Annotated in this window: 19 protein-coding genes; 7 read left to right on the top strand and 12 right to left on the bottom strand. The window is 43.3% G+C overall.

The window, feature by feature from the left end; all coding sequences use genetic code 11:
* Positions 1-11: 11 nt before the first annotated feature.
* The 4 genes from VB775_RS21305 to VB775_RS21320 all read right to left on the bottom strand — a co-directional run bounded on the left by VB775_RS21305 (position 12) and on the right by VB775_RS21320 (position 4702).
* The gene (locus tag VB775_RS21305) at positions 12-1091 is read right to left on the bottom strand and encodes a flavin monoamine oxidase family protein (RefSeq protein WP_281007647.1); all 1080 of its coding nucleotides are present in this window, start codon (positions 1089-1091) and stop codon (positions 12-14) included.
* 64 nt (positions 1092-1155) lie between these two features.
* Positions 1156-3039 (bottom strand): glutamine--fructose-6-phosphate transaminase (isomerizing), encoded by a 1884-nt coding sequence (glmS, locus tag VB775_RS21310; protein WP_281007648.1) that lies wholly within the window; start codon positions 3037-3039, stop codon positions 1156-1158.
* A 346-nt stretch (positions 3040-3385) separates the two neighbouring features.
* Complete coding sequence (locus VB775_RS21315; protein WP_281007649.1) at positions 3386-3886, bottom strand: hypothetical protein; 501 nt, start codon at positions 3884-3886, stop codon at positions 3386-3388.
* A 168-nt stretch (positions 3887-4054) separates the two neighbouring features.
* Positions 4055-4702, bottom strand: coding sequence for a DUF192 domain-containing protein (locus VB775_RS21320; RefSeq protein ID WP_281007650.1), 648 nt, complete (start codon positions 4700-4702; stop codon positions 4055-4057).
* A 3-nt stretch (positions 4703-4705) separates the two neighbouring features.
* Here VB775_RS21320 and VB775_RS21325 point away from each other — a divergent pair, with 3 nt between their 5' ends.
* Together VB775_RS21325 and VB775_RS21330 are read left to right on the top strand one after the other, a co-directional pair.
* On the top strand, positions 4706-6925 hold the full coding sequence (locus VB775_RS21325; protein WP_281007651.1) for a glycoside hydrolase: 2220 nt from the start codon (positions 4706-4708) through the stop codon (positions 6923-6925).
* 99 nt (positions 6926-7024) lie between these two features.
* Positions 7025-7507 carry a late competence development ComFB family protein gene (locus VB775_RS21330; protein WP_407072952.1) on the top strand — a complete coding sequence of 161 codons (483 nt, stop codon included), beginning with the start codon at positions 7025-7027 and terminating at the stop codon, positions 7505-7507.
* Here VB775_RS21330 and VB775_RS21335 read toward each other — a convergent pair.
* Positions 7504-8319 (bottom strand): peroxiredoxin-like family protein, encoded by an 816-nt coding sequence (locus VB775_RS21335; RefSeq protein ID WP_281007653.1) that lies wholly within the window; start codon positions 8317-8319, stop codon positions 7504-7506. The genes VB775_RS21330 and VB775_RS21335 overlap by 4 nt on opposite strands.
* 153 nt (positions 8320-8472) lie before the next feature.
* Between VB775_RS21335 and VB775_RS21340 the strand changes: the two genes are divergently transcribed.
* Positions 8473-8895: a hypothetical protein gene (locus VB775_RS21340; RefSeq protein ID WP_281007654.1), complete on the top strand. Its 423-nt coding sequence runs from the start codon at positions 8473-8475 to the stop codon at positions 8893-8895.
* Positions 8896-9087: 192 nt separating this feature from the next.
* On the opposite strand, the gene VB775_RS21345 is transcribed toward VB775_RS21340, so the two are convergent.
* Entirely contained in the window at positions 9088-11409 is a 2322-nt protein-coding gene (locus tag VB775_RS21345; protein WP_281007655.1) for a CHASE2 domain-containing protein, read from the bottom strand.
* Between the two features lie 87 nt (positions 11410-11496).
* Positions 11497-12318, bottom strand: a complete 822-nt coding sequence (locus VB775_RS21350) for a DUF928 domain-containing protein (RefSeq protein WP_281007656.1) — start codon at positions 12316-12318, stop codon at positions 11497-11499.
* Positions 12319-12653: 335 nt separating this feature from the next.
* Between VB775_RS21350 and VB775_RS21355 the strand changes: the two genes are divergently transcribed.
* On the top strand, positions 12654-12743 hold the full coding sequence (locus tag VB775_RS21355; protein WP_094535177.1) for a cytochrome b6-f complex subunit PetN: 90 nt from the start codon (positions 12654-12656) through the stop codon (positions 12741-12743).
* Between the two features lie 236 nt (positions 12744-12979).
* On the opposite strand, the gene VB775_RS21360 is transcribed toward VB775_RS21355, so the two are convergent.
* The 3 genes from VB775_RS21360 to VB775_RS21370 all read right to left on the bottom strand — a co-directional run bounded on the left by VB775_RS21360 (position 12980) and on the right by VB775_RS21370 (position 15399).
* The gene (locus VB775_RS21360; RefSeq protein ID WP_281007657.1) at positions 12980-14164 is read right to left on the bottom strand and encodes a F420-0:Gamma-glutamyl ligase; all 1185 of its coding nucleotides are present in this window, start codon (positions 14162-14164) and stop codon (positions 12980-12982) included.
* Between the two features lie 100 nt (positions 14165-14264).
* Complete coding sequence (gene trpA, locus VB775_RS21365) at positions 14265-15059, bottom strand: tryptophan synthase subunit alpha (protein WP_281007658.1); 795 nt, start codon at positions 15057-15059, stop codon at positions 14265-14267.
* Between the two features lie 118 nt (positions 15060-15177).
* Positions 15178-15399: a DDE transposase family protein gene (locus VB775_RS21370; RefSeq protein ID WP_281007660.1), complete on the bottom strand. Its 222-nt coding sequence runs from the start codon at positions 15397-15399 to the stop codon at positions 15178-15180.
* A gap of 229 nt (positions 15400-15628) precedes the next feature.
* Here VB775_RS21370 and VB775_RS21375 point away from each other — a divergent pair, with 229 nt between their 5' ends.
* The gene (locus VB775_RS21375; RefSeq protein WP_281007661.1) at positions 15629-16204 is read left to right on the top strand and encodes a DUF6272 family protein; all 576 of its coding nucleotides are present in this window, start codon (positions 15629-15631) and stop codon (positions 16202-16204) included.
* Positions 16205-16314: 110 nt separating this feature from the next.
* Entirely contained in the window at positions 16315-16659 is a 345-nt protein-coding gene (locus tag VB775_RS21380) for a slr1659 superfamily regulator (protein ID WP_281007662.1), read from the top strand.
* On the opposite strand, the gene VB775_RS21385 is transcribed toward VB775_RS21380, so the two are convergent.
* Positions 16660-17160, bottom strand: coding sequence for a hypothetical protein (locus VB775_RS21385; protein WP_281007663.1), 501 nt, complete (start codon positions 17158-17160; stop codon positions 16660-16662).
* A 379-nt stretch (positions 17161-17539) separates the two neighbouring features.
* Between VB775_RS21385 and VB775_RS21390 the strand changes: the two genes are divergently transcribed.
* Entirely contained in the window at positions 17540-18655 is a 1116-nt protein-coding gene (locus VB775_RS21390; protein WP_281007664.1) for a CobW family GTP-binding protein, read from the top strand.
* Positions 18656-18866: 211 nt separating this feature from the next.
* On the opposite strand, the gene trxA is transcribed toward VB775_RS21390, so the two are convergent.
* The gene (gene trxA / locus VB775_RS21395) at positions 18867-19184 is read right to left on the bottom strand and encodes a thioredoxin (protein WP_094528793.1); all 318 of its coding nucleotides are present in this window, start codon (positions 19182-19184) and stop codon (positions 18867-18869) included.
* Between the last annotated feature and the right edge of the window lie 271 nt (positions 19185-19455).

Genomic DNA, 19455 nt, shown 5'->3' on the forward strand with positions numbered 1-19455 from the left:
AGCACGGTCGCTTACCTAAAAGCATTTTTCGTCTTGGTTTTGATTTTCTGCGTCATATCATCTTTGACATCCATCTCAATTCCGAGGCTTTCTTCAACTCCATTAAATTTTTGTCCTGTACTTAGTACTAATTTATTTAATGCGCCCATACCCAATCGTTCAATTGCTGCTATCTTCTCTTCGGGCAATGCTGGTGAAAACCTAATAGAACCCCGTTTCATTACACCCAATGGAACCGTGACAATCACCTGCGAACCACTAAAAACTCCGCGATCGGTGGTCACTTGTACGCCACTATCATCATAGGCAATCTGCTGCACAAGATGCTTAGTCCGAATATCTAAATCTTTGGATAGAGCCTGTACAAGCTGTATATAACCTTGCGGAAAAACTACATCTGCTCCTGCAAATTCTGAATCTTCCTCAAAACCCTTAATTCCTAAATTCGCAATATCTTCTCCAAATTCACTCTCAATCGCCGAAGATAGAATTGCTCGAAAGCCCTTAAGAGTAATTCCTGTAAGTTCTTCTGAATCAATTATTTGTTGAGCGACATCTGCTAGGGTGGTTTGCTGTAATGATTGAGGAGCCTTTTTTAGATGGTTAACCCTATCCATAAATGCTTGAAAAGCACTGTTTATAAGCAATTCATCAGATTTACTCAGCAGTTGGCTGACATCTTTATAAATCCATTGTGATTCAATATCAGAGATCACTGTCTCGATACCAAATTGTTTGACTAAAGGAGAGAGAGGATTTCCATCAATGGTATGAATCCATGCAGCACCGAGATCCAAAGGAAAACCTAAAGAATTATCTGTCCAAATCCTGCCACCAATGCGATCACGTCCTTCGAGGATAATTACCTGATATCCTTGAGCCTGTAATTTTTGGGCAGCCGTGATACCTGCAATACCTGCACCAATGACAATGATTTGCTGCTTATCTTCGCTATTGTTTGGTGATGGATTGGCTGTGCGATCATCAGAGTTACTAAATGCGCCTCCACAGGCACAAAGCCAACTTGTTGCCCCAACATAGGTCAAGTTGCGAGCCTGAAGTAAAAATTTTCGACGATTATATTTGTCCATAAAAATTTTGATTACCACTTTACTCGAATAGATCAAAGGGCGGCGCATTGCGCCGCCCTTTGATCTATTCAACAGTGACAGATTTGGCGAGATTTCGGGGTTGATCGACATCTAAGCCGCGATGTGCCGCCACATGATAGGACAGCAACTGCAAAGGAATCACAGTAAGAATTGGCGAGAAAATCTCATCAACTACAGGAATCGGCAAAATGTGATCAAACACCTCATGCGCCGCAGGATCGTCGAGCGGTGCAACACCAATCAATTTCGCATCTCTAGCCTTTGCCTCTTGCGAATTTGAGAGAACCTTTTCATATACAGCCCCAGGGGTAGCGATCGCTACGACAGGCACATCTTCATCCAGCAATGCGATCGGTCCATGCTTCATCTCACCTGCGGGATAACCCTCAGCATGAATGTAGCTGATTTCCTTGAGTTTGAGCGCACCTTCGAGGGCGATCGGGAAGTTAATCCCACGACCTAAGAAAATAAAATCCTTAGTATGAGTAAACTGACGGGAAAGATCCTCAATGTAACGCTCTTGGCTTTCAAGAATCCGTTCCATATAGGCGGGGAGTTGCCGCAATCCTTCGATGATTTCTTGCGCTTTCTCTTCAGTTAATGCACCCTTTGCAATACCAAATTCTATGGCTAGTAAATAGAACATCAGCAGTTGAGCAACAAAGGTTTTCGTGGCAGCCACACCAATCTCAATTCCTGCTTGGGTATCAATCACCGCGTCAGAAATTCGTCCAATCGAACTTTCCACACGATTGGTAATACCAAGGCAGCGATCGCCTCTGGATTTGGCAAGTTCCAAAGCGGCTAATGTATCCGCCGTTTCACCCGATTGAGTCACACCGATGACGAGGGTATTCTTCAAGGAAGGAGGTGGCGAATAGCGATATTCCGAAGCATATTGGACGCTAGTCGGAACACCCGCAAGCTGCTCTAGTAAATACTTACCAACTAAAGAAGCGTGCCAACTAGTTCCACAAGCAATAATTTCCACCCGTTCAATCTGGTCGATAAAACCAGTTGGCAAACCTAACTGAATACAATTTGTTTCGCTGATGTAACTGGCTAATCCTGCACGAAACACCCCTGGTTGCTCATAGATTTCCTTAAGCATATAGTGCTTAAAGCCCTGCTTCTCCACCATTGTCGGATTCCAGTTCAGAGTTTGGGGCGCACGACGGAGGCGATCGCCTTTGGCGTTATAGACCTGCACCGATTCTCTAGTTAGTCGCGCAATTTCTCCATTTTCTAAGGGAATCACTGTGCGGGTATAGGCAACCAACGCAGGGGTGTCGGAAGCACAGAAGTTCTCATCTTTACCAATCCCAATCACAAGGGGAGCCTGTTGACGCACAACCACTAATTCGTCGGGATAGTCAGCATGGATAACGGCGATCGCATAGGCTCCTTGCAATTTCCCAACCGTTAGTCGCACAGCTTCAAATAGCACCGAAGGCGACTTGTCAGGAATAATATTGCCTTGTTTCTCTAATTGCGTGAGAAATTCCGCAATCATATGGGGAATCACTTCTGTATCTGTTTCACTGACAAAAATATGACCCAGCGCTTTTAAATCAGTTCGTAGCAGGTGATAGTTCTCTACAATTCCATTTTGGACAACGGCAAGGTTACCCATTGTATTGGTGTGAGGATGGGCGTTATGCTCTTCAGGTTTGCCATGAGTTGCCCAGCGTGTGTGACCAATGCCAATTGGTGCTAGAGGGGCAGTATCGGCATTTAACTTTTCTTCGAGTTGGATGAGCTTACCCTTGGCTCTGACCCGATGCAAACTGCGATCGGCTGGGCGATCAAGTAGGGGAATTGTGGCTACGCCTGCGGAGTCGTAGCCGCGATATTCAAGTTTGCGTAACCCTGAGATTAAAACTTCATTTGCCGAGCGATGTCCGATGTAGCCAACAATTCCACACATAATGCTTAGTTACAAATATCTAAAAATTTTAGTGATTAATTTTTGGTGCTTTGCAGCAAAAATTAATCACTAACAAACTGTCTGTATTTAACCACGCGAAGTTCCTACTAACTAACCTGACACATAGAAAGAAAAAACTCGCTCAGCGAGTTTTTTCTTTCTATGTGTCAGGTGGAAGTTTCTAAGACCCTCACCCCTAGCCCCAAGGGCGAGGGGAACAAGAATTTTCTGGATTTTGCTCCCCCTCTCCTCTCTGGAAGAGGGGGCTGGGGGGTGAGGGCAATCTTCATTCCACGTAACATCAGGTTTTATACGAAATAAGGGGCGCAAAGCGCCCCTTATTTCGTTAATACCCTAAACTTTCGTTATTTTTATCTTTAGGTAGCTCAGAAACATTAGACGGAACTTCACGCTTGGGGCGCAAAGGAGCAGCTTGCAAAAAAATTGATTTCTCAGGACTCTCGCGCACCAGATCTCTTGGTCTCTTTTGCACCGATTGCAGCATCTCGTTATCAAAGGAGCCAGCCGCATTGGTTAATTGTCTTTCTTGGCGTTTGAGTTGTTCAAGCTTTTCATATTGTTGATTCCACTGCTCTTGGGCATATACAGTCCAGCCGTAGATGACAAATAACGAAATTGTGAGTAAAACAGTGGCGGCGATCGAAAGTTTTTGCGTAGTTATCAAAACTCGCAACCACAGAGGTAAAGGAAACGAGTTAGTTCTTGGCAGCCGCTTAACGTTGCGATTATTGGCTGGCTGACGACTCGCTTGCCCTCGTTTGCTCTTGCGATCGAGAGGCTGAGGAGATCTTTGTGGTTCAGGACTTCTCACTCTGCTAGCTGTCATTTTTTTAACTCTTCTTTCACTCAAGATTCACCACTGCTACTTTTAGCACTTTCGGGGAGAAATTACCAAGTAGTTTTGAACATTTTGGGATTTATTTACTTGTCAATAAAAATATTGCTTTGCAAAATATTTATTGACAAATAATTTCAGACTCTAGAATTATAGTGGTCATTGATTTTTTGGCAACAAGAATTTAACAGAAACCCGATCGCCTTCTTTTAAACCAAGTTCTTGGGTCAGCCCAGCCCTCACCTCAATCACGTTATCAGCGATAACACCACCCTCAGGATAAATCGGACAGGGATCGCTTTGGCAAGTCGTCACATTGCGGGCGATCTCTTTCACTTCACCGTCAAGTAAGAAAATAATATCAAGGGGCGAAGGTGTATTTTTCATCCAAAAAGCGGTGGGACGTGCAGGCGTAAAGGGAAATAACATGCCGCGATCGTCAGGTAAAGGGGGACGAAACATTAATCCTCTTTCCTGCTCCTTGAAAGTACTGGCTACCTCTAACTGAATTTCGCGTCCTGCAATGGTTGCTGTGGCAGTAATTGGCAAGTATTGAGCCAGTTCAGAAACTGGTTTGAGTTTAGTTTGAGGTGCAATAGTCTGGGATGTAGGTGATGATATTGTGGGAGTTGCTGACGGAGATGACGGCTTCGGCACTTCCGTAGAAGCAGGCGCACAACCCATTAGGCTGATACTAAGGCTAATACCGAGGCTAACCGTACACAGCTTTATACAAATTATTTGGATCGAACTAGGATTAGGTGTGTCACAATTTCTAGAAGTATCGCCAGTCATATTGCCAGTCATCCTATGTCATATCCTCTACATATCGCATTTATCTGGCACCAACATCAACCTCTCTATAAAAGCGCGATCGCAGGCAAATACCATTTGCCTTGGGTGAGGTTGCATGGCGTAAAAGATTACTTAGATCTGGCGTTGATGTTGTCAAGATATCCAAAACTACATCAAACGATCAATCTAGTGCCATCTCTTATTCTACAACTGCAAGATTATGTTGAGGGGAAAGCATTTGATCCTTATTTAGCACTAACCCTGACCCCTGTAGATACCCTAACGCGATCGCAAAAACATTTCATCGTTGAGCATTTCTTTGATGCCAATCATCAGACGATGATTGAGCCATATCATCGCTATGCCGACTTGTTGGCGCAAAGGCAAGCCTATGGGATCGAGTGGTGTGTTAATAATTGGCTAGCACCTGATTTTAGTGACTTACTGGCTTGGCACAACTTGGCATGGATTGATCCCCTCTTTCGCGAAGCCGATCCTGAAATTGCTGAATGGTACGATCGCGGCAAAGATTTCACCTTAGCTGATCGCCAAAGAATTTATAGCAAGCAGCGTGAGATTATTTCGCGGATTTTGCCTCAGCATCGGCTCATGCAAAAAACTGGACAACTAGAAATCACGACTACGCCTTATACGCATCCGATCATGCCGCTTTTGGCTGACACGCAGGCAGGACGGATCGCCGTGCCGCAAATGTATTTGCCCAATCATCGCTTTCGGCATGAGCCTGATATTGCATTGCATCTCGAAAAAGCCAAGGAAGTCTATCGCCAACACTTTAGCTGCGATCCCAGAGGTTTATGGCCCTCAGAGCAGTCCGTCAGCCCCGCGATCTTGCCCCATGTTTCTAAGCAGGGCTTCTCGTGGCTATGCTCAGATGAAGGCGTATTAGGTTGGAGTCTGGGACATTATTTCCGTCGTGATGAGCGGGGAGCGATTGACGCACCGCACCTGCTCTATCAACCCTATCGCCTTGAAACTATTCACGGGGACTTGGCTATTATTTTTCGTGATCGCCTGCTTTCGGACTTGATTGGCTTTAGCTACGGAGCCTTGTTGCCCCAAGCTGCTAGCGATGACCTATGCGATCGCTTGATGACAATTCAAAGGCAGCAAAATGAATATTTAGCCGAGCATCCTGAAGGTAAGCCTTGGTTAGTGACGATCGCCCTTGATGGCGAAAACTGTTGGGAATTTTATCCTCAAGATGGCAACCCTTTCTTGCAGACGCTGTATGAGAATTTGTCTAACAACGAAAATTTAAAACTGGTAACACCATCGGAATATTTAGACAAATTCCCACCGATCGATAAAATTCCACCGCATCAGTTGCATAGTGGCTCATGGATTGACTCTAGCTTTACGACATGGATTGGTGATCCTGTTAAAAATCGGGCTTGGGAGTTGCTGGCTGAAGCGCGGCATGTCTTGGCAGATCATCATGAAGCGACTCCAGAGAATAATCCTGAAGCATGGGAAAGCCTAATGGCTGCGGAAGGCTCAGATTGGTTTTGGTGGTTTGGTGAAGGGCATAGCTCCAACGATGACGCGATGTTCGATCGCCTATTTCGTGAACATTTGCAGGTAATTTATCGCGCCCTCAATGAGCCTGTCCCCCATGCTTTGCTCTATCCCCTTGAGCCTCACGATGTATCTACTAGCGATCGTCCGACAGGGCTGATTGAGCCGATGATTAATGGTCGCTTTGAAAGTGACGACTGGCAAGGTGCTGGTAAAATCGAAATCAGCGGGGCGCGGGGGGCGATGCACCAAAATACACCTGTCAAGCGTCTATGGTATGGTTACGATCATTTTTATTGCTACTTACGCCTAGAATTTAGTAATCTAGAGAGCGTCTCCCAAAGTAAACTACACTTGTTGTGGTTTTATCCTAGTCGGATTCATCCCAACAGTCCTGTGGAACTTCTTGATATGCCTGACGTATCGCCGCTAAATTATTTATTTCGCCATCATCTAGCGATCGATTTTGCTGATAAGTCAGTCAAACTTCAAGAATCTACAGAAAAATTTCAATGGGAAACTATCGCGACTCATACAAAAATAGGTTTTGAGCAATGTCTAGAAATTGCTATACCTTGGAGCGATTTGGCAGTTAAGCCCCAGTCTGTGGCACGGCTGGTAATCCTGCTCAGCCAAAAAGAGCATTTTCAGATGTCTCTACCCGAATATACGATTATTCCTATTGAAGTACCTTAGTGTTGCGTTATTAAAGAGATAACAGTGGAAAAGCTAGAAAAGACCAGCATTGAGTCTATTGTTGAACAGGCTTTACAAGATGGCTACCTGACTCCTGCGATGGAAGCCGAAGTGGGGCGGATTTGCGATAGCGCGTTTGAGCTATCAGTTGAAGAGTATATGGCTCTTGATCGATTGATGGGTGCATTGCTTACGGGGGAAGTCGTTGCTGTACCTCGCAAGCAATTTATCAACGTCATGGAAGAATTGGTTTTGAGTGAAGCTGTGGCAAGGGTCGCTGAGATCGAAGCCAATACTAATAAAGTTTTGGATTTGGGGGATATTGCCGCCTATGCGCTCAATCGTTTGCCGCCTTTGTACGCCACTACTGAGCAAGGGGCTAATTATCAACGGGACAGAGCGCTTGCTGATCTCCAACATTTGATCGCCCAGCAGGTCAAGGAAGCGATCGATCGCAACCTAGATCGTCCTGAATTCTTCCCCGATCGCTCTACTTTTGGCTCGGTCAACAAAGATTCAGTACTTTCGCAGCTTAGCAATCTCCTCCAAGCCTATGCTCCTGACTTTGAGGAAAAGGCTTAGGCGTTGATTATTTCTTGATTATTTGGTCGAGCGGCTGGATCGGTAAATAGAAATGACAGGGGATATCTGGGGTTAGCAGCAAATCCTAAAATGCCGCGATCGCGATGTTCATAAAGCAATACGTTTTGAGCATCAAATAAAAATGTACCGCCGCGTTGTGTCATATACGATGCATCGGGAACATAGGCGTTCCAATTTCCTAAAACTTCTGCCATATTTCGCAATCGTAAAGTGGCTAGTTCAAAGGGGCGTTGGAATCCGCTACCACCAGCCCATTTAAAGAAAGAACCTTTCAATGCTGGTAATGGAGATGCTTTGATTATTTCTTGATCGCCGATGAGTTGTGGGGCAAGGCGATCACCTCGATAACCGCGAAAAACTTCTTTCAAAGTTCCTTGGCTGCCAATTCCTGCACACATCAGCATCAGATTGACCCAAGCACTTTGACCTGATGATAATAGGGGGAATTTAGTAGTTAGTCCTGAGTAGAGATTTAATTGGCGATGTAGTTCTCCCGTAGCATCGACAAACATCCAATTAGGATCAAAGCCTGTAAATTTACAAAAATATTCTCCCGATTGGCGATCGCCGATGCCAATTGCCCGAACTGCGATTTCTGCTAATTTCAGGCGTTCGATGTCTCTCTGTATCCACCAAATATATTCGAGACTATCAAAATCACCTAGTTGTGGTAAAACTAAAATTAGTTTGCGAAATGCAACTGGACAATTATCAAAAATTGAGGTGACGACACCATCACTTACACGTTGTCGTTGCGCTTGACTAAGAATTTTGTAAATGTTTTGCTGCATGGGATTGTATTGAGATTGCGATCGCAAGAAAAATTATATGATCAATTTAAGAAACATCTTTTGATGTAATCGCATCATCTAATCACAAAATATGTGATGGTAAAGCCAATGAAACCTCCCTTTCATCTTTTAGTGTTTCTTTTTCTGGCAATAATGCCTAGTGCTGCATTTGCTGAGCCAGTCGCTATCAAAACAACTCCAGCTAGTACGAATTACTATCCTTGGATTGTACAACTCTCTCAAAGTCCAATTGATTGGTTTGCAAGTGATGTCAATGCAAAGGTTCAAGGAAAAGCTTATCGAGTTGTCATTCTTCTTGAGGATATTTATAACGTGGTATTTATTGAGCAGGTAACCTTTGGGATGGAAGGCTGTTGCAAAAAAGTAACCAACGCACGCAAGGTTGACCTCAAAACTTTTGTTGCAAAATTTGGCTTCACAGAAGAGATTAATGGATTTTGGTTTATGCGTTGGCTCAGCCCAACATCATTCATCTTCCGCTACAAAGATCGCCTTTTTGTAATGACTGCGATCGATAGTCCCGAAGTTAAGGTTGAACCATATGCTGATGATTAATACCAAAGCACAAAATGGCGTAGCCATTTTGTGCTTTTAAAACCCTTACAGGGTTTGGTTTTTAATTCACAGAAGTGTTGCCACACTTTTGTGAATTGGTATAATGAGTAGCTCACTATACGCATAGCAACGCAAGAGATAGTTAGGACAGATCAAACCCAAAATATGAGTGGCGGCGTGAAGCGCCGCCACTCATATTTTGGGCTCAACTGACTTGAGCCACGCCTTTAGATTAGTTGGTACTGTGGTGAAATGTACATAAATTACTTTAGTATATGGCGATCGCGGTTGGGAGATATTAGCGATCGCTAACTTATTGTCTAGCACCAGCATCTCCGATGTGACTTGTTCGGGTAGCTGATGATGAGATTGTTGATGCTTTAACACTTTGGCATAGATTTCACCTTCAATCTCTAGCTGTTGGGTTTGGTCATAAACTTGAAGATGGAGTTTGAGATTGGTTAATACAGGAACATCCTGATCCGAGAAAATCTCCGCTCCATAGGGCGATATCTGTCGTAATTCTCCCGTAAATATCTCTGTTCCTAAGTGCTTCTCTTCTAAAAAGCGGTAGGTAATCGGAATAGGCGTAGGTAATATTTGCAACGAATCACTGAGAGAGGGAAGTTCGAGATTATAGATGCCACCAATTCCACAAATATCGTAGATTGAAATCGGATGCGATACACCTTTAGGCTCGACCTCCATAGAGCCATTGGTTTTGGCAATTTCCTGTATTTCTGCATAGGTCGTTTCCGAAATTAAGATTTGTCCTCCCACAGTATAGGATTCAATTCTGGCGGTGAGATTGACATGATTGCCAACTACAGCATACTTAGCGCGAGATTGGGAACCGATGTTACCTGCTACGACTTCACCTGTATTGATGCCGATTCCCATTGCGATTTCGGGCAACTGCATTTGAGTGAGTTTCTCATTTACCGATCGCATTGCTAATTGCATGGCGATCGCACTAGCCACAGCCCTTGCAGCATCATCTTCCCGATAAATCGGCGCACCAAATAACACCAGAATTGCATCTCCAATAAACTCATCAATTGTGCCTTGATAAGTGGCGATCGCCTCGGTCATCGTTCCTAAAAACACATTGAGAATTTCCACAACCTTTTCGGGTGGCATCTTCTCAGAAATTGTGGAAAAGCCCCGTAGATCGCACATGAGGATGGTTACTTTGCGGCGATCGCCTCCTAGTTTTAGTCCTTCAGGTGTTTCTAATAAACTTTTAACCACAGCATCGGTCAAATAGCGACTAAAGTAAGTCCGAATTTGCGCCGCCGTGATGGCTAAATAGCTAGTGACAATCACACCGCCACCGAAAAAAGCGATCGCCGCAGGGACAAAGGGCAACCACCAGCCATAGGTTAGTGCGGTCAAGCAAGATGCAAATAGACTGCTTGCTAAGACTAAGATGCTCAGCGATCGCCACATAATCGCCTGAATTTTGCGCTCCTTGATATTGGTATTGCGCCATTGCCAAATCAAAGTGGAGCCAACTAGTGACCAACCAAAAATCCAGAGCCATTCCCAATGCTCTTCCCATGACTGAATTGCAACTCGTCCATCAAGGGTACTACTGAGAATATGGCTCACAATCTGAGCATGTACTTCCACTCCCGATGTCAAAATTCTGGTACTGCCCAGTCCACCGTCAAGGGGAGTGAAGAACCAATCCCTCAAACTTACGGCAGTTACCCCAATCATCACAATGCGATCGCGCAAGAGATCGGGGGCGATTTTTCCTTCTAAAATATCCGCCATTCTTACGGTCTGAAAGCCTTGAAGTGATCGGCGGTAATTAATTATAAATTGATGTCCACCTACATCGATCCGACCGTAACCCCCATCATTATCTCGTAATGGGAATGGATTAAGCGCTTGCTCAAAGGGAACGGTTTGTTCCCCATCTAAGTAGAGTAAGGCTAGCTGCAAACCAAAACTAAGCCCTACTTTCCCATCGGGTAAAAGCAAAGATAGTATTCCTCGCCGAATCCTTCCATCCGTATCAAGGGGAAGATTGACTGCGCCAATTTGCTCGACTTGGGCAAGCGCAGGTGGCGGTTTTATATCTGAAACTGAGAAATTTGATGCAACTAAATCAGGTGCTTTATAAGCGCCAATTAAATTGGGAGTAGTCTTAAATAGCTGTTCTAGTTGTGGATAGCCGACATCATCGGTTTTGTCACGGGCAATATCTAAGCCGATCGCACGGGGCTTTTGCTGCCTTACTTTATCTAATAATTGCGTCAATAAAGCATCACCAATTGGCCATTGGTATTGACGGATATCGGCTTCGTCAATACCAATAATCACAATACGCTGATCCTCTGGCTCAGGCGATCGCCATCGAAAAAACTGATCGAGCATGGCTAATTCGAGTGCTTCAAGCCCCCCAATTAGCCGTAAGCCGATCACCAATAGGGAAATTGTGGGCGCAGCGATCGCAATCCCGCGCCATTTCCATAGGGAGTTTTTTATTCGAGAGCCAATCGTCATTTTAAAAAATATTAGTAGATCTTGGCTTTGCTTTGAGAGATAAGAATGGGCGACGCTTGCGTCGCCTCTTCTTATCTCTCAGAGTTTTTAATAGTTGTTTTTGTTAGGTTTGACAATGCTCTCAGACCTTGCCTCGTTAGTCTTCACAAACGTATGTGGAAGAACCCGATTTAGATTAGCTGACTTTAGCAGTGCGTTCCATTCTCCAACAATCTCAGCATCTTTAGGGGTATCTTGCATGGCTTCGGCTAAAGTTTGCACAGTTTCATACCATAGGCCCTCTTGAGCAAACAGAGCTGCACGCTCTATAGGCTGCGAAGCTTCTTTAAGTTGAGTGACTAAATTCTGTTTAGGTAAAACCCTTCTCATAGTGCCAATTACCTTTAAATCTTGTAAATTTCCAATTCTAGGAACCCTTGAAAACTCCCATGCATAGCTTGTATCAAGTTTTAAACCCTGTACATATTCAGGAAGCTTAAAAGCTATGATGCCAGCCTTACTCTTAAGATAAAAAGTAGCTCTGTAAATTCTTTTACCTTTCGCTAGCTTAATATCATCCTCCCATAATGTGAAGGATACTTCACCATCAAATTCTGGGATCAGGAAATAAATTGTAGGACGTTCTGAAATTGTCAGAGGGACTGGAGAGTTTTTTACTTCCAAGTCTGGCACTAGACCAATTAGACAAAATTTTTCATTAGTACAACCAGCACTACGAGTAATACCAGGGGTTGAGACTATGGGAGTACCAAGATTGGTGGGGGGAACATAACGCACTCTGCGTGACTGGGCTTGGGCTGAAGATGTCAAAAGACTCAATGAAAATGGTAAAGCTACTGTACTTACAGCTAAACAAGAGCAAGCCGATACAGCTAAAATCCTTTTCGGTGAAAATTTGGTCAAAAACATGGTGCGATCGCCTCTAGAAAAGTGATCTTTGTGGGTATGGTATGCAGCTTAGATTGCTACTAGCACACCCACAAGATAGTTTGGTACTAATAAAGATTGCATTTCTTCGCAAAAAGTTGCTAGGGACATTCGACTGAACATTGTTACGAGAGTCAATTTTATTGAAAGTCCGCCGATGGCGGACTTTCAATAAAATTGACTTTTAGGCTGCAATTCTCATTATGAAGCCGATTTTTACAATGAAAATTGCTGACTTTTAGGGCTTCAGCTTTCTCTTTGGCACTGTAAAGCGTATGATAATGCTAATAAAAATTTATTTAAATTGTTGCGAAACTATGGATATCTTGTCATTGGGTTGGTTTGGTGTACTTGGTATGTTTACACTTTCGATCGCTTTTGTCGTCTGGGGACGCAACGGGCTGTAAGAATTAAGAAAGGGGCGCAAAGCGCCCCTTTCTTAATTCTTACCGATTAAAGTAAAAGCTTCCCAATTGAGGGCACTGGTTGTTAAAGAAGTGATTAATAGCTACAAGGCTTATCCAGTAAGAGTTTATGGTAATTGAGTAGCAAAGCCGTAAAAAGCTTACCCAGAAACAATTTGAGAGGCTTATCCCTTTTTAGCAGTCCAGAGCCACGGGGCAAAGCCCCGCCACTCTGTTTTTTATGCACCACCATTGGGGCGAATCAAGACGATGGGAGTCTGTTCCGCAGCATTCCCCGCAGGATTCATTAATAATGCTTGGTTGAGGAGCTTTTCGGAGGCTCCTGAAGTTGCCGCCAACACTTTGACCCGACGCAAATCGTTGACATCGACGATCGCGGCTTCTAGTCCTGTACCTGCTTTGATCTCATCAACCACTGCTTGAGGATCTTTAGGACCCAAAACGATAAATTGATCATAGGGCGGCAAAGTTCCTGTCACATCATCGATCAGTCGTGCCTGATCGCCAGCCAACATATAAAACACCCCAGGCAATCGCAGAAACGCTTTGGCTAAAGCCCCAACAATAAAGGCAAAAGCAACTCGCCAAGCCCCTGACTCATTAATCAATGATTGTAAACCACAAGCCGTGGCGAGGCTGGAAGTACTTTTAAAGTAGTAGCAAAGACGCTTGGCTAACCACTTGGGCTTAATGTCACTGGGATGATAGAAATTGCCTTGCATAATTGCGATCGGGGTTTCGGCGATTGTCACAATATCACCCGCTTGAGCATGACTCATTACATAGCGCTGCATCACCTCTACGGGATTATCTCCCGCCGATAAAATGTGAGTGCGGATGGGCAACACATCTGCGTCGGGTGTGGGTCGCCAACGTTCCCTTTGATTGGCATCAGGAAACTGTAAGGGGATAATGCAATGCTTGACTTTTTCTTCGCGTCCTGCGGGCCCGTAAATTGTGTAATGAACTCTTACCCATACAGTTTTCAGTTCTTCTAAGTTTTTGCCACTCAGGTCAATCTGAATTTCAATCCCTGTACTGTGATTAGGGGAAACAATATATGATTCCCAATAGTCGTCATTTCGACTGGTGACATTAGGATGGCGCGATCGCAACTGTACTTGGCTTTTGATTCCATCAAGGCTGTCACTAGACAATATCGAGATTACAGGATCTACTTCGACTAGGAATACATCCAAATTGCGAGTTTTGTTCGTGGCCGTTAGTATCAATTCCAAACGATAGTGATCAGGCTCATAGGTCAAAAACTGCCAAATTCCACTATCAAATTCTAGTAAGTTGCCTTGACGAGTGGTGTATTGCCACTCAAACAATAACCACAACAGCGCAACTAGACCACCCAAAACCGCGATCGCAATACCCACACCAATCAAAATATTCATAAGCCTTAAATACCTACTTCCTAATCTTTAAGCCCTAAAAGTAATGACCATTTTTTTGAGATGTGGCAAAGCCACACCACAAAAAAATAGTCGCTAACCTCTAATCTCTACTAATAGATTGCTTGAGAGTTTTACAAAGTTCAGCGATCGCATGTAAGCCACCATCAGGCTCTGCCAGTTTCCGCACCATCGCACTACCGACGATCGCCCCATCAGCATTCCAATCGATCACTTGTTTGGCATGTTCAGGTTGCGAGATGCCAAAACCAACGGCGATCGGTTTATCTGTGATTACTCTCAGTTGCTCAATCATCGTCTTGACACCCTTAGCAACTTCAGTACGCACGCCCGTAACACCCGTAGCGCTGACCACATAAATAAAACCCTGTGACTTTGCGGCGATCGCGGCTACGCGATCGGGTGGACTAGTGGGCGCAATTAACAAAATCACTTCAATACCTGCTTTTTGAGCAGGTTCTAATAAAACATGGGATTCTTCAAGAGGTAAGTCGGGAACTACTAGCCCACGCGCTCCTGCTTCATAAATTGTTTGCAAAAACTTTTCTACACCCATATTCAAGATGGGATTGTAGTAGGTAAATAAAATAATTGGCGATCGCAGTTCTGGCGCAACGACTCGGACAACATCTAAAACTTTTTCTAGGGTTGTCCCATTTTGTAAGGCTCTTGTCGCTGCGGCTTGAATTACGGGCCCATCAGCAAGTGGGTCAGAGTAAGGTACACCAAGCTCGATCATGTCCGCACCATTTTGATCCAAGACCCGCAAAGCTTTTGCTGTCGTCTCTAAGCTAGGATCACCAGCCGTAATGAATGGAATAAGAGCAGGTTGCCCTTTAGCTCGCAGTTCTTCAAATCGAGCGGAAACGGATATCATGACGTAAAAATTCCCACAAAATGTAGTCCCGTATTATAGTAGCGCCTCATGGCTACTTGTTACTGATACCAGTTCAAGCCAATAGGACTGAATTCATTGCTTCGCAAAGACTTCAGTCCTATTGGGGTTTGCACTTCCCAGTGCGAATTAGTCCGACTTGTTTGGTGATCGCTTCACCTTGAGAGGTAAATGCTCCCCATGTTTCTACAGCATTTAAAATTTCCTCACGGCGATCGCTGTTGACAATTTCGCAAACACCAGTATCACGTTTACAAATGAACCACTGTTTTAAGGCAACGCGATCGTAGGGATTTTGTGAATTGTTAATTTGAGTAGACATAAGTACCCGCACAGAATAAATACCCAAACCCTTAAGGTTGCACCCTACAGGGGTGCAACCTTAAGGGTTTGGGTTTGTAATTAATCTCTCATGATTTGTGTAAAGTAGCAGCTTGCATCATTTCCCTAAACGTAGTAAAAGAAATCATAGATTTGTTAAGGTTTTGTAAAATATTGCAACCTACTTAAGAGATACTCAATAAATATAAACATTGAAAATGGCGTTAACTATGGCGCAAGTCTTTGGAGAATTTACAGAAGATTTTTCGGAAAGAAGCGAATTTTTGGTTCTTGGATTTTCTCCATCCTCTCTACCAATTCAGCTACGCTGGAAGACAAATGGGCTTTCAGCTGATTTCCTAGGAGACTATGTTAAAAACTTTTTCCCAGGCGATACTAGTGCTGCCTTAAATAAACAAACTGAAGTTCGTCATGCAGTTAGTTTTGTCGCTAATGAATTGCTGGAGAATGCAATGAAATACAGTGATAAAAGTGCAGGACAACCAATTAATTTGGAAGTACATTTGTTCAGTGATCGCCTAATATTTATATCAAAAAATAGTGTTAATCAAGATGCGATCGCTAATTTTCATTCTTACTTACAAAAAATTACCACTGGTGATGTTGGTGAGATGTATATTAACCAAGTTGAAAAAAGTGTTGACATTGATGAATCTGAAAGTTCTGGACTTGGCTATTTGACCATGATTATGGACTATGATGCAGTCCTAGGTTGGAAGTTTGAACAGATTTCTGACAATAATCCCGCCACAATAGTAACAACAATGGTGCAGTTGCCTCTCTAGAGACTTATTTAACAGAAACTATTTACAGAAACTATTTGAGTCTTTTCTAGTTAGTGTTACTAAACGCATTAATCAAATTAATCAAGTTTGTATTAGGAGAATTTCAAAGAATGGAAGTTAAAGGAGATGATTATCGGGTCTGGTATGAACAAGCAGATACAGTTATCTATTGTCAAGGATCTTTACGTCTAGCAGGTACGGAAGAATATGCCCCAATTGTCCAAATTTTAGAAAATGTAATTGGACAAAACCCTAAAAAGATCACTCTAAATCTCTGTCAATTAGAATTTTTAAATAGTTCAGGCATTAATGTTCTATCTAAGTTTGTGATCAAAGTTCGCCAAAAAGAGACTATTAAGATTACTGTACAAGGCTCGGAAAACATACCTTGGCAAGGGAAATCTTTAAAAAACTTGCAAAGATTAATGCCTTCTCTCAATCTGGATTGGATTTAATTAATTGACTTCCTTCAGCATGTTTTTGCTGATTTTGCAGGTGATTTCGTTACGAATAATTCCCAAAAGGCTATTAATCACGGCTGGCGAGACATGCCCAGTGTCCACCTCGCGCCCCGAAACTTGTGATAAAAATGTCAAAATCTGTTTTGGCAAGATTAATGTCATTCCATTTTTGAGATGTAGTTCTAATTTATAAACTCCTGTAACCACAGGATAAGCGCTGTATTGACCTAATCCATTGATAGCCTGTCCACCAACATCAAAATAACTCAATTGTACATATCGATATGTAGGCGGCTGGCTACTATAACTATAAAGCTCTTGCTTAATTAATTCCGAAAGGTCAATACAATTATTAGCCTGTGCGAATGCCAAACATTGCTCTAATGCTCTAGTTAACGGCAACTTATTAATTGCTTCTTCTGATTCCATCTGCAATTCTAGAGCTGATAGGACATCGTTTAGACTGGGGGCAGAGCTAGTTTTAGTGGCTGACATGGGGATTTGCGCTAAATAAATCTATTGCTAAGTAGTTCAGCATAGTTAAAACCCAAAACCAAAGTTAGAGCCATCTGCGTATCGGGCGGCTCTAACTTCTCGGTTTTAAGCTTACTTATGCCTAGTTATAGCTATAGCCACCTGTATCAGGACAAATCAAAACCCAAATAATGTGAGGCGGCGCGAAGCGCCGCCTCACATTATTTGGGTTTTATGTCCTAACAATAATGGCGACAGCTATACTAAGTAAAATTAGGGCATAAAACTCATAAAGTAAAGATGATGCCAATGTGCCCCCTACTGGATGCAGTTTTCACATTGGCACACACTTATGATAATCGGCTAAAATGAACTTCAAAGTTATTCTTGCCTAAAGTCCATGCTCACTTCCGATCGCACTGTTAAACAAGAAAATACATCCGCCGTTATTGATGTAGATGTCCCCAAACGGGGGATGCCCGTTACGATCATTACAGGTTTTTTGGGCAGTGGCAAAACCACTTTACTCAATCACATTTTACAAAACCAACAGGATTTAAAGGTTGCAGTTTTAGTAAATGAGTTTGGGGATATCAACATTGATAGTCAATTATTAGTGTCCATCGATGAAAACATGATGGAACTGAGTAATGGCTGTATCTGCTGCACCATCAATGATGGCTTGGTGGATGCTGTTTACAACGTCCTTGAAAAAAGCGATCGCATTGATTACATGATTGTTGAGACTACAGGTGTGGCTGATCCCTTACCGATCGCGCTCACTTTCTTAGGTACTGAGTTGCAGCATTTGACTCGCCTTGATTCGATTTTGACGGTAGTTGATGCTGAAGCCTTTACCTCTGAGCATTTCAAAAGTGAGGCAGCCTACTCCCAAATTATGTATGGCGACATTATCATTCTCAATAAAACCGATCTAGTTGGCGAAGAAAAGCTGCAAGAACTAGAGGCTTACATTAATAAGACCAAAACTAAAGCTCGGATTTTGCGATCTCAGTTGGGCGTTGTGCCACTGCCATTGATTCTAGATGTCCAGATTGACCAATCAGCGATCTTTACTATTGGGTCGTCCACTCAAGAGGCTGATCATCACGATCATAGCGATCACGCCCATCACGACCACGACCACGCTCATGCCCATGAACACAGCCATGATGCCGATTGCCAAGAGGAGCATCACGATCATGATCATCATCACCATTCTCATCACCTAGATAACGACGGGTTTATCTCAATTTCATTTCAAAGCGATCGCCCCTTTGATCTTGACAAGTTTCAAAACTTTTTAGATAAGCAATTACCGATTGATGTTTTCCGAGCCAAGGGTATTTTGTACTTTGCGAATATTGACAATCGCTACGTCTTTCAACTGAGTGGCAAGCGCTACGAACTCAAAACTGATGATCGTGGTAAAGCTTTAAACAATCAGTTAGTCATTATTGGGCGAAATTTGCACCGCGAAGAACTATTAGCACAGCTTACTGACTGTCTTGTCTAACAGAAAACCAAATTTTTTGTGGTGCGGCTTCGCTGCGCCACAAAAAATTTAGCTCTCTATTTTAACGTGAGTTCGATATAGCCATTTGCGGCGTGCGAAGCACGCCGCAAATGGCGAAAAATGGTAAGAATCGCTTAGCGATTCTTACCATTTTTCGCTGTCGTCGAACTGACGTTATTTTACTGTGCTTCCCTTGTGGGCGCTTTTTTGATTACGCGTGAACAGCTAGGCGATCGCATAGTTGATCGGCTTGAATTACCCCCTCAACGCGATCAACAGGCGCTCCATCTTTAAATAGAACTAATGTTGGCAAAGCATAAACTTTGTACTGTGAGGCGAGATCGGGGTAATTATCAGTATTGATCTTGACAATTTGAACTTTGTCTTTCATCTTTTCACTAACCTTGTCCAAAATCCCTGTCATCAATTGGCAAGGACCGCACCAAGGCGCATAAAAGTCTACCAGAACAGGCAATTCTGAACTTTCTAATAGCTCATCAAAACTACCAAACTGCTTTTTTACTGACATGTAGCGATCACTCCTCTAAAAACTCAATTCTATAACAATTGCCATAAAAGTAGGCGATGCTATTTTTGTCGGCACATAAAACCTAAAAAGACGTGAGTTCGATATAGCCATTTGCGTCGCGCGAAGCACGACGCAAATGACGAAAAATGGTAAGAATCGCTTAGCGATTCTTACCATTTTTCGCTTTCATCGAACTGACGATAAAAAGACAAAGGCGCTGCGAAGCGCCTTTGTCTTTTTAGGTTTTAAATCATCGGTAAAATTTCTCCAA

Origin of the sequence: Pseudanabaena sp. CCNP1317 (assembly GCF_034931345.1) — a bacterium.
GTDB classification, from domain to species: Bacteria; Cyanobacteriota; Cyanobacteriia; order Pseudanabaenales; family Pseudanabaenaceae; genus Pseudanabaena; species Pseudanabaena galeata.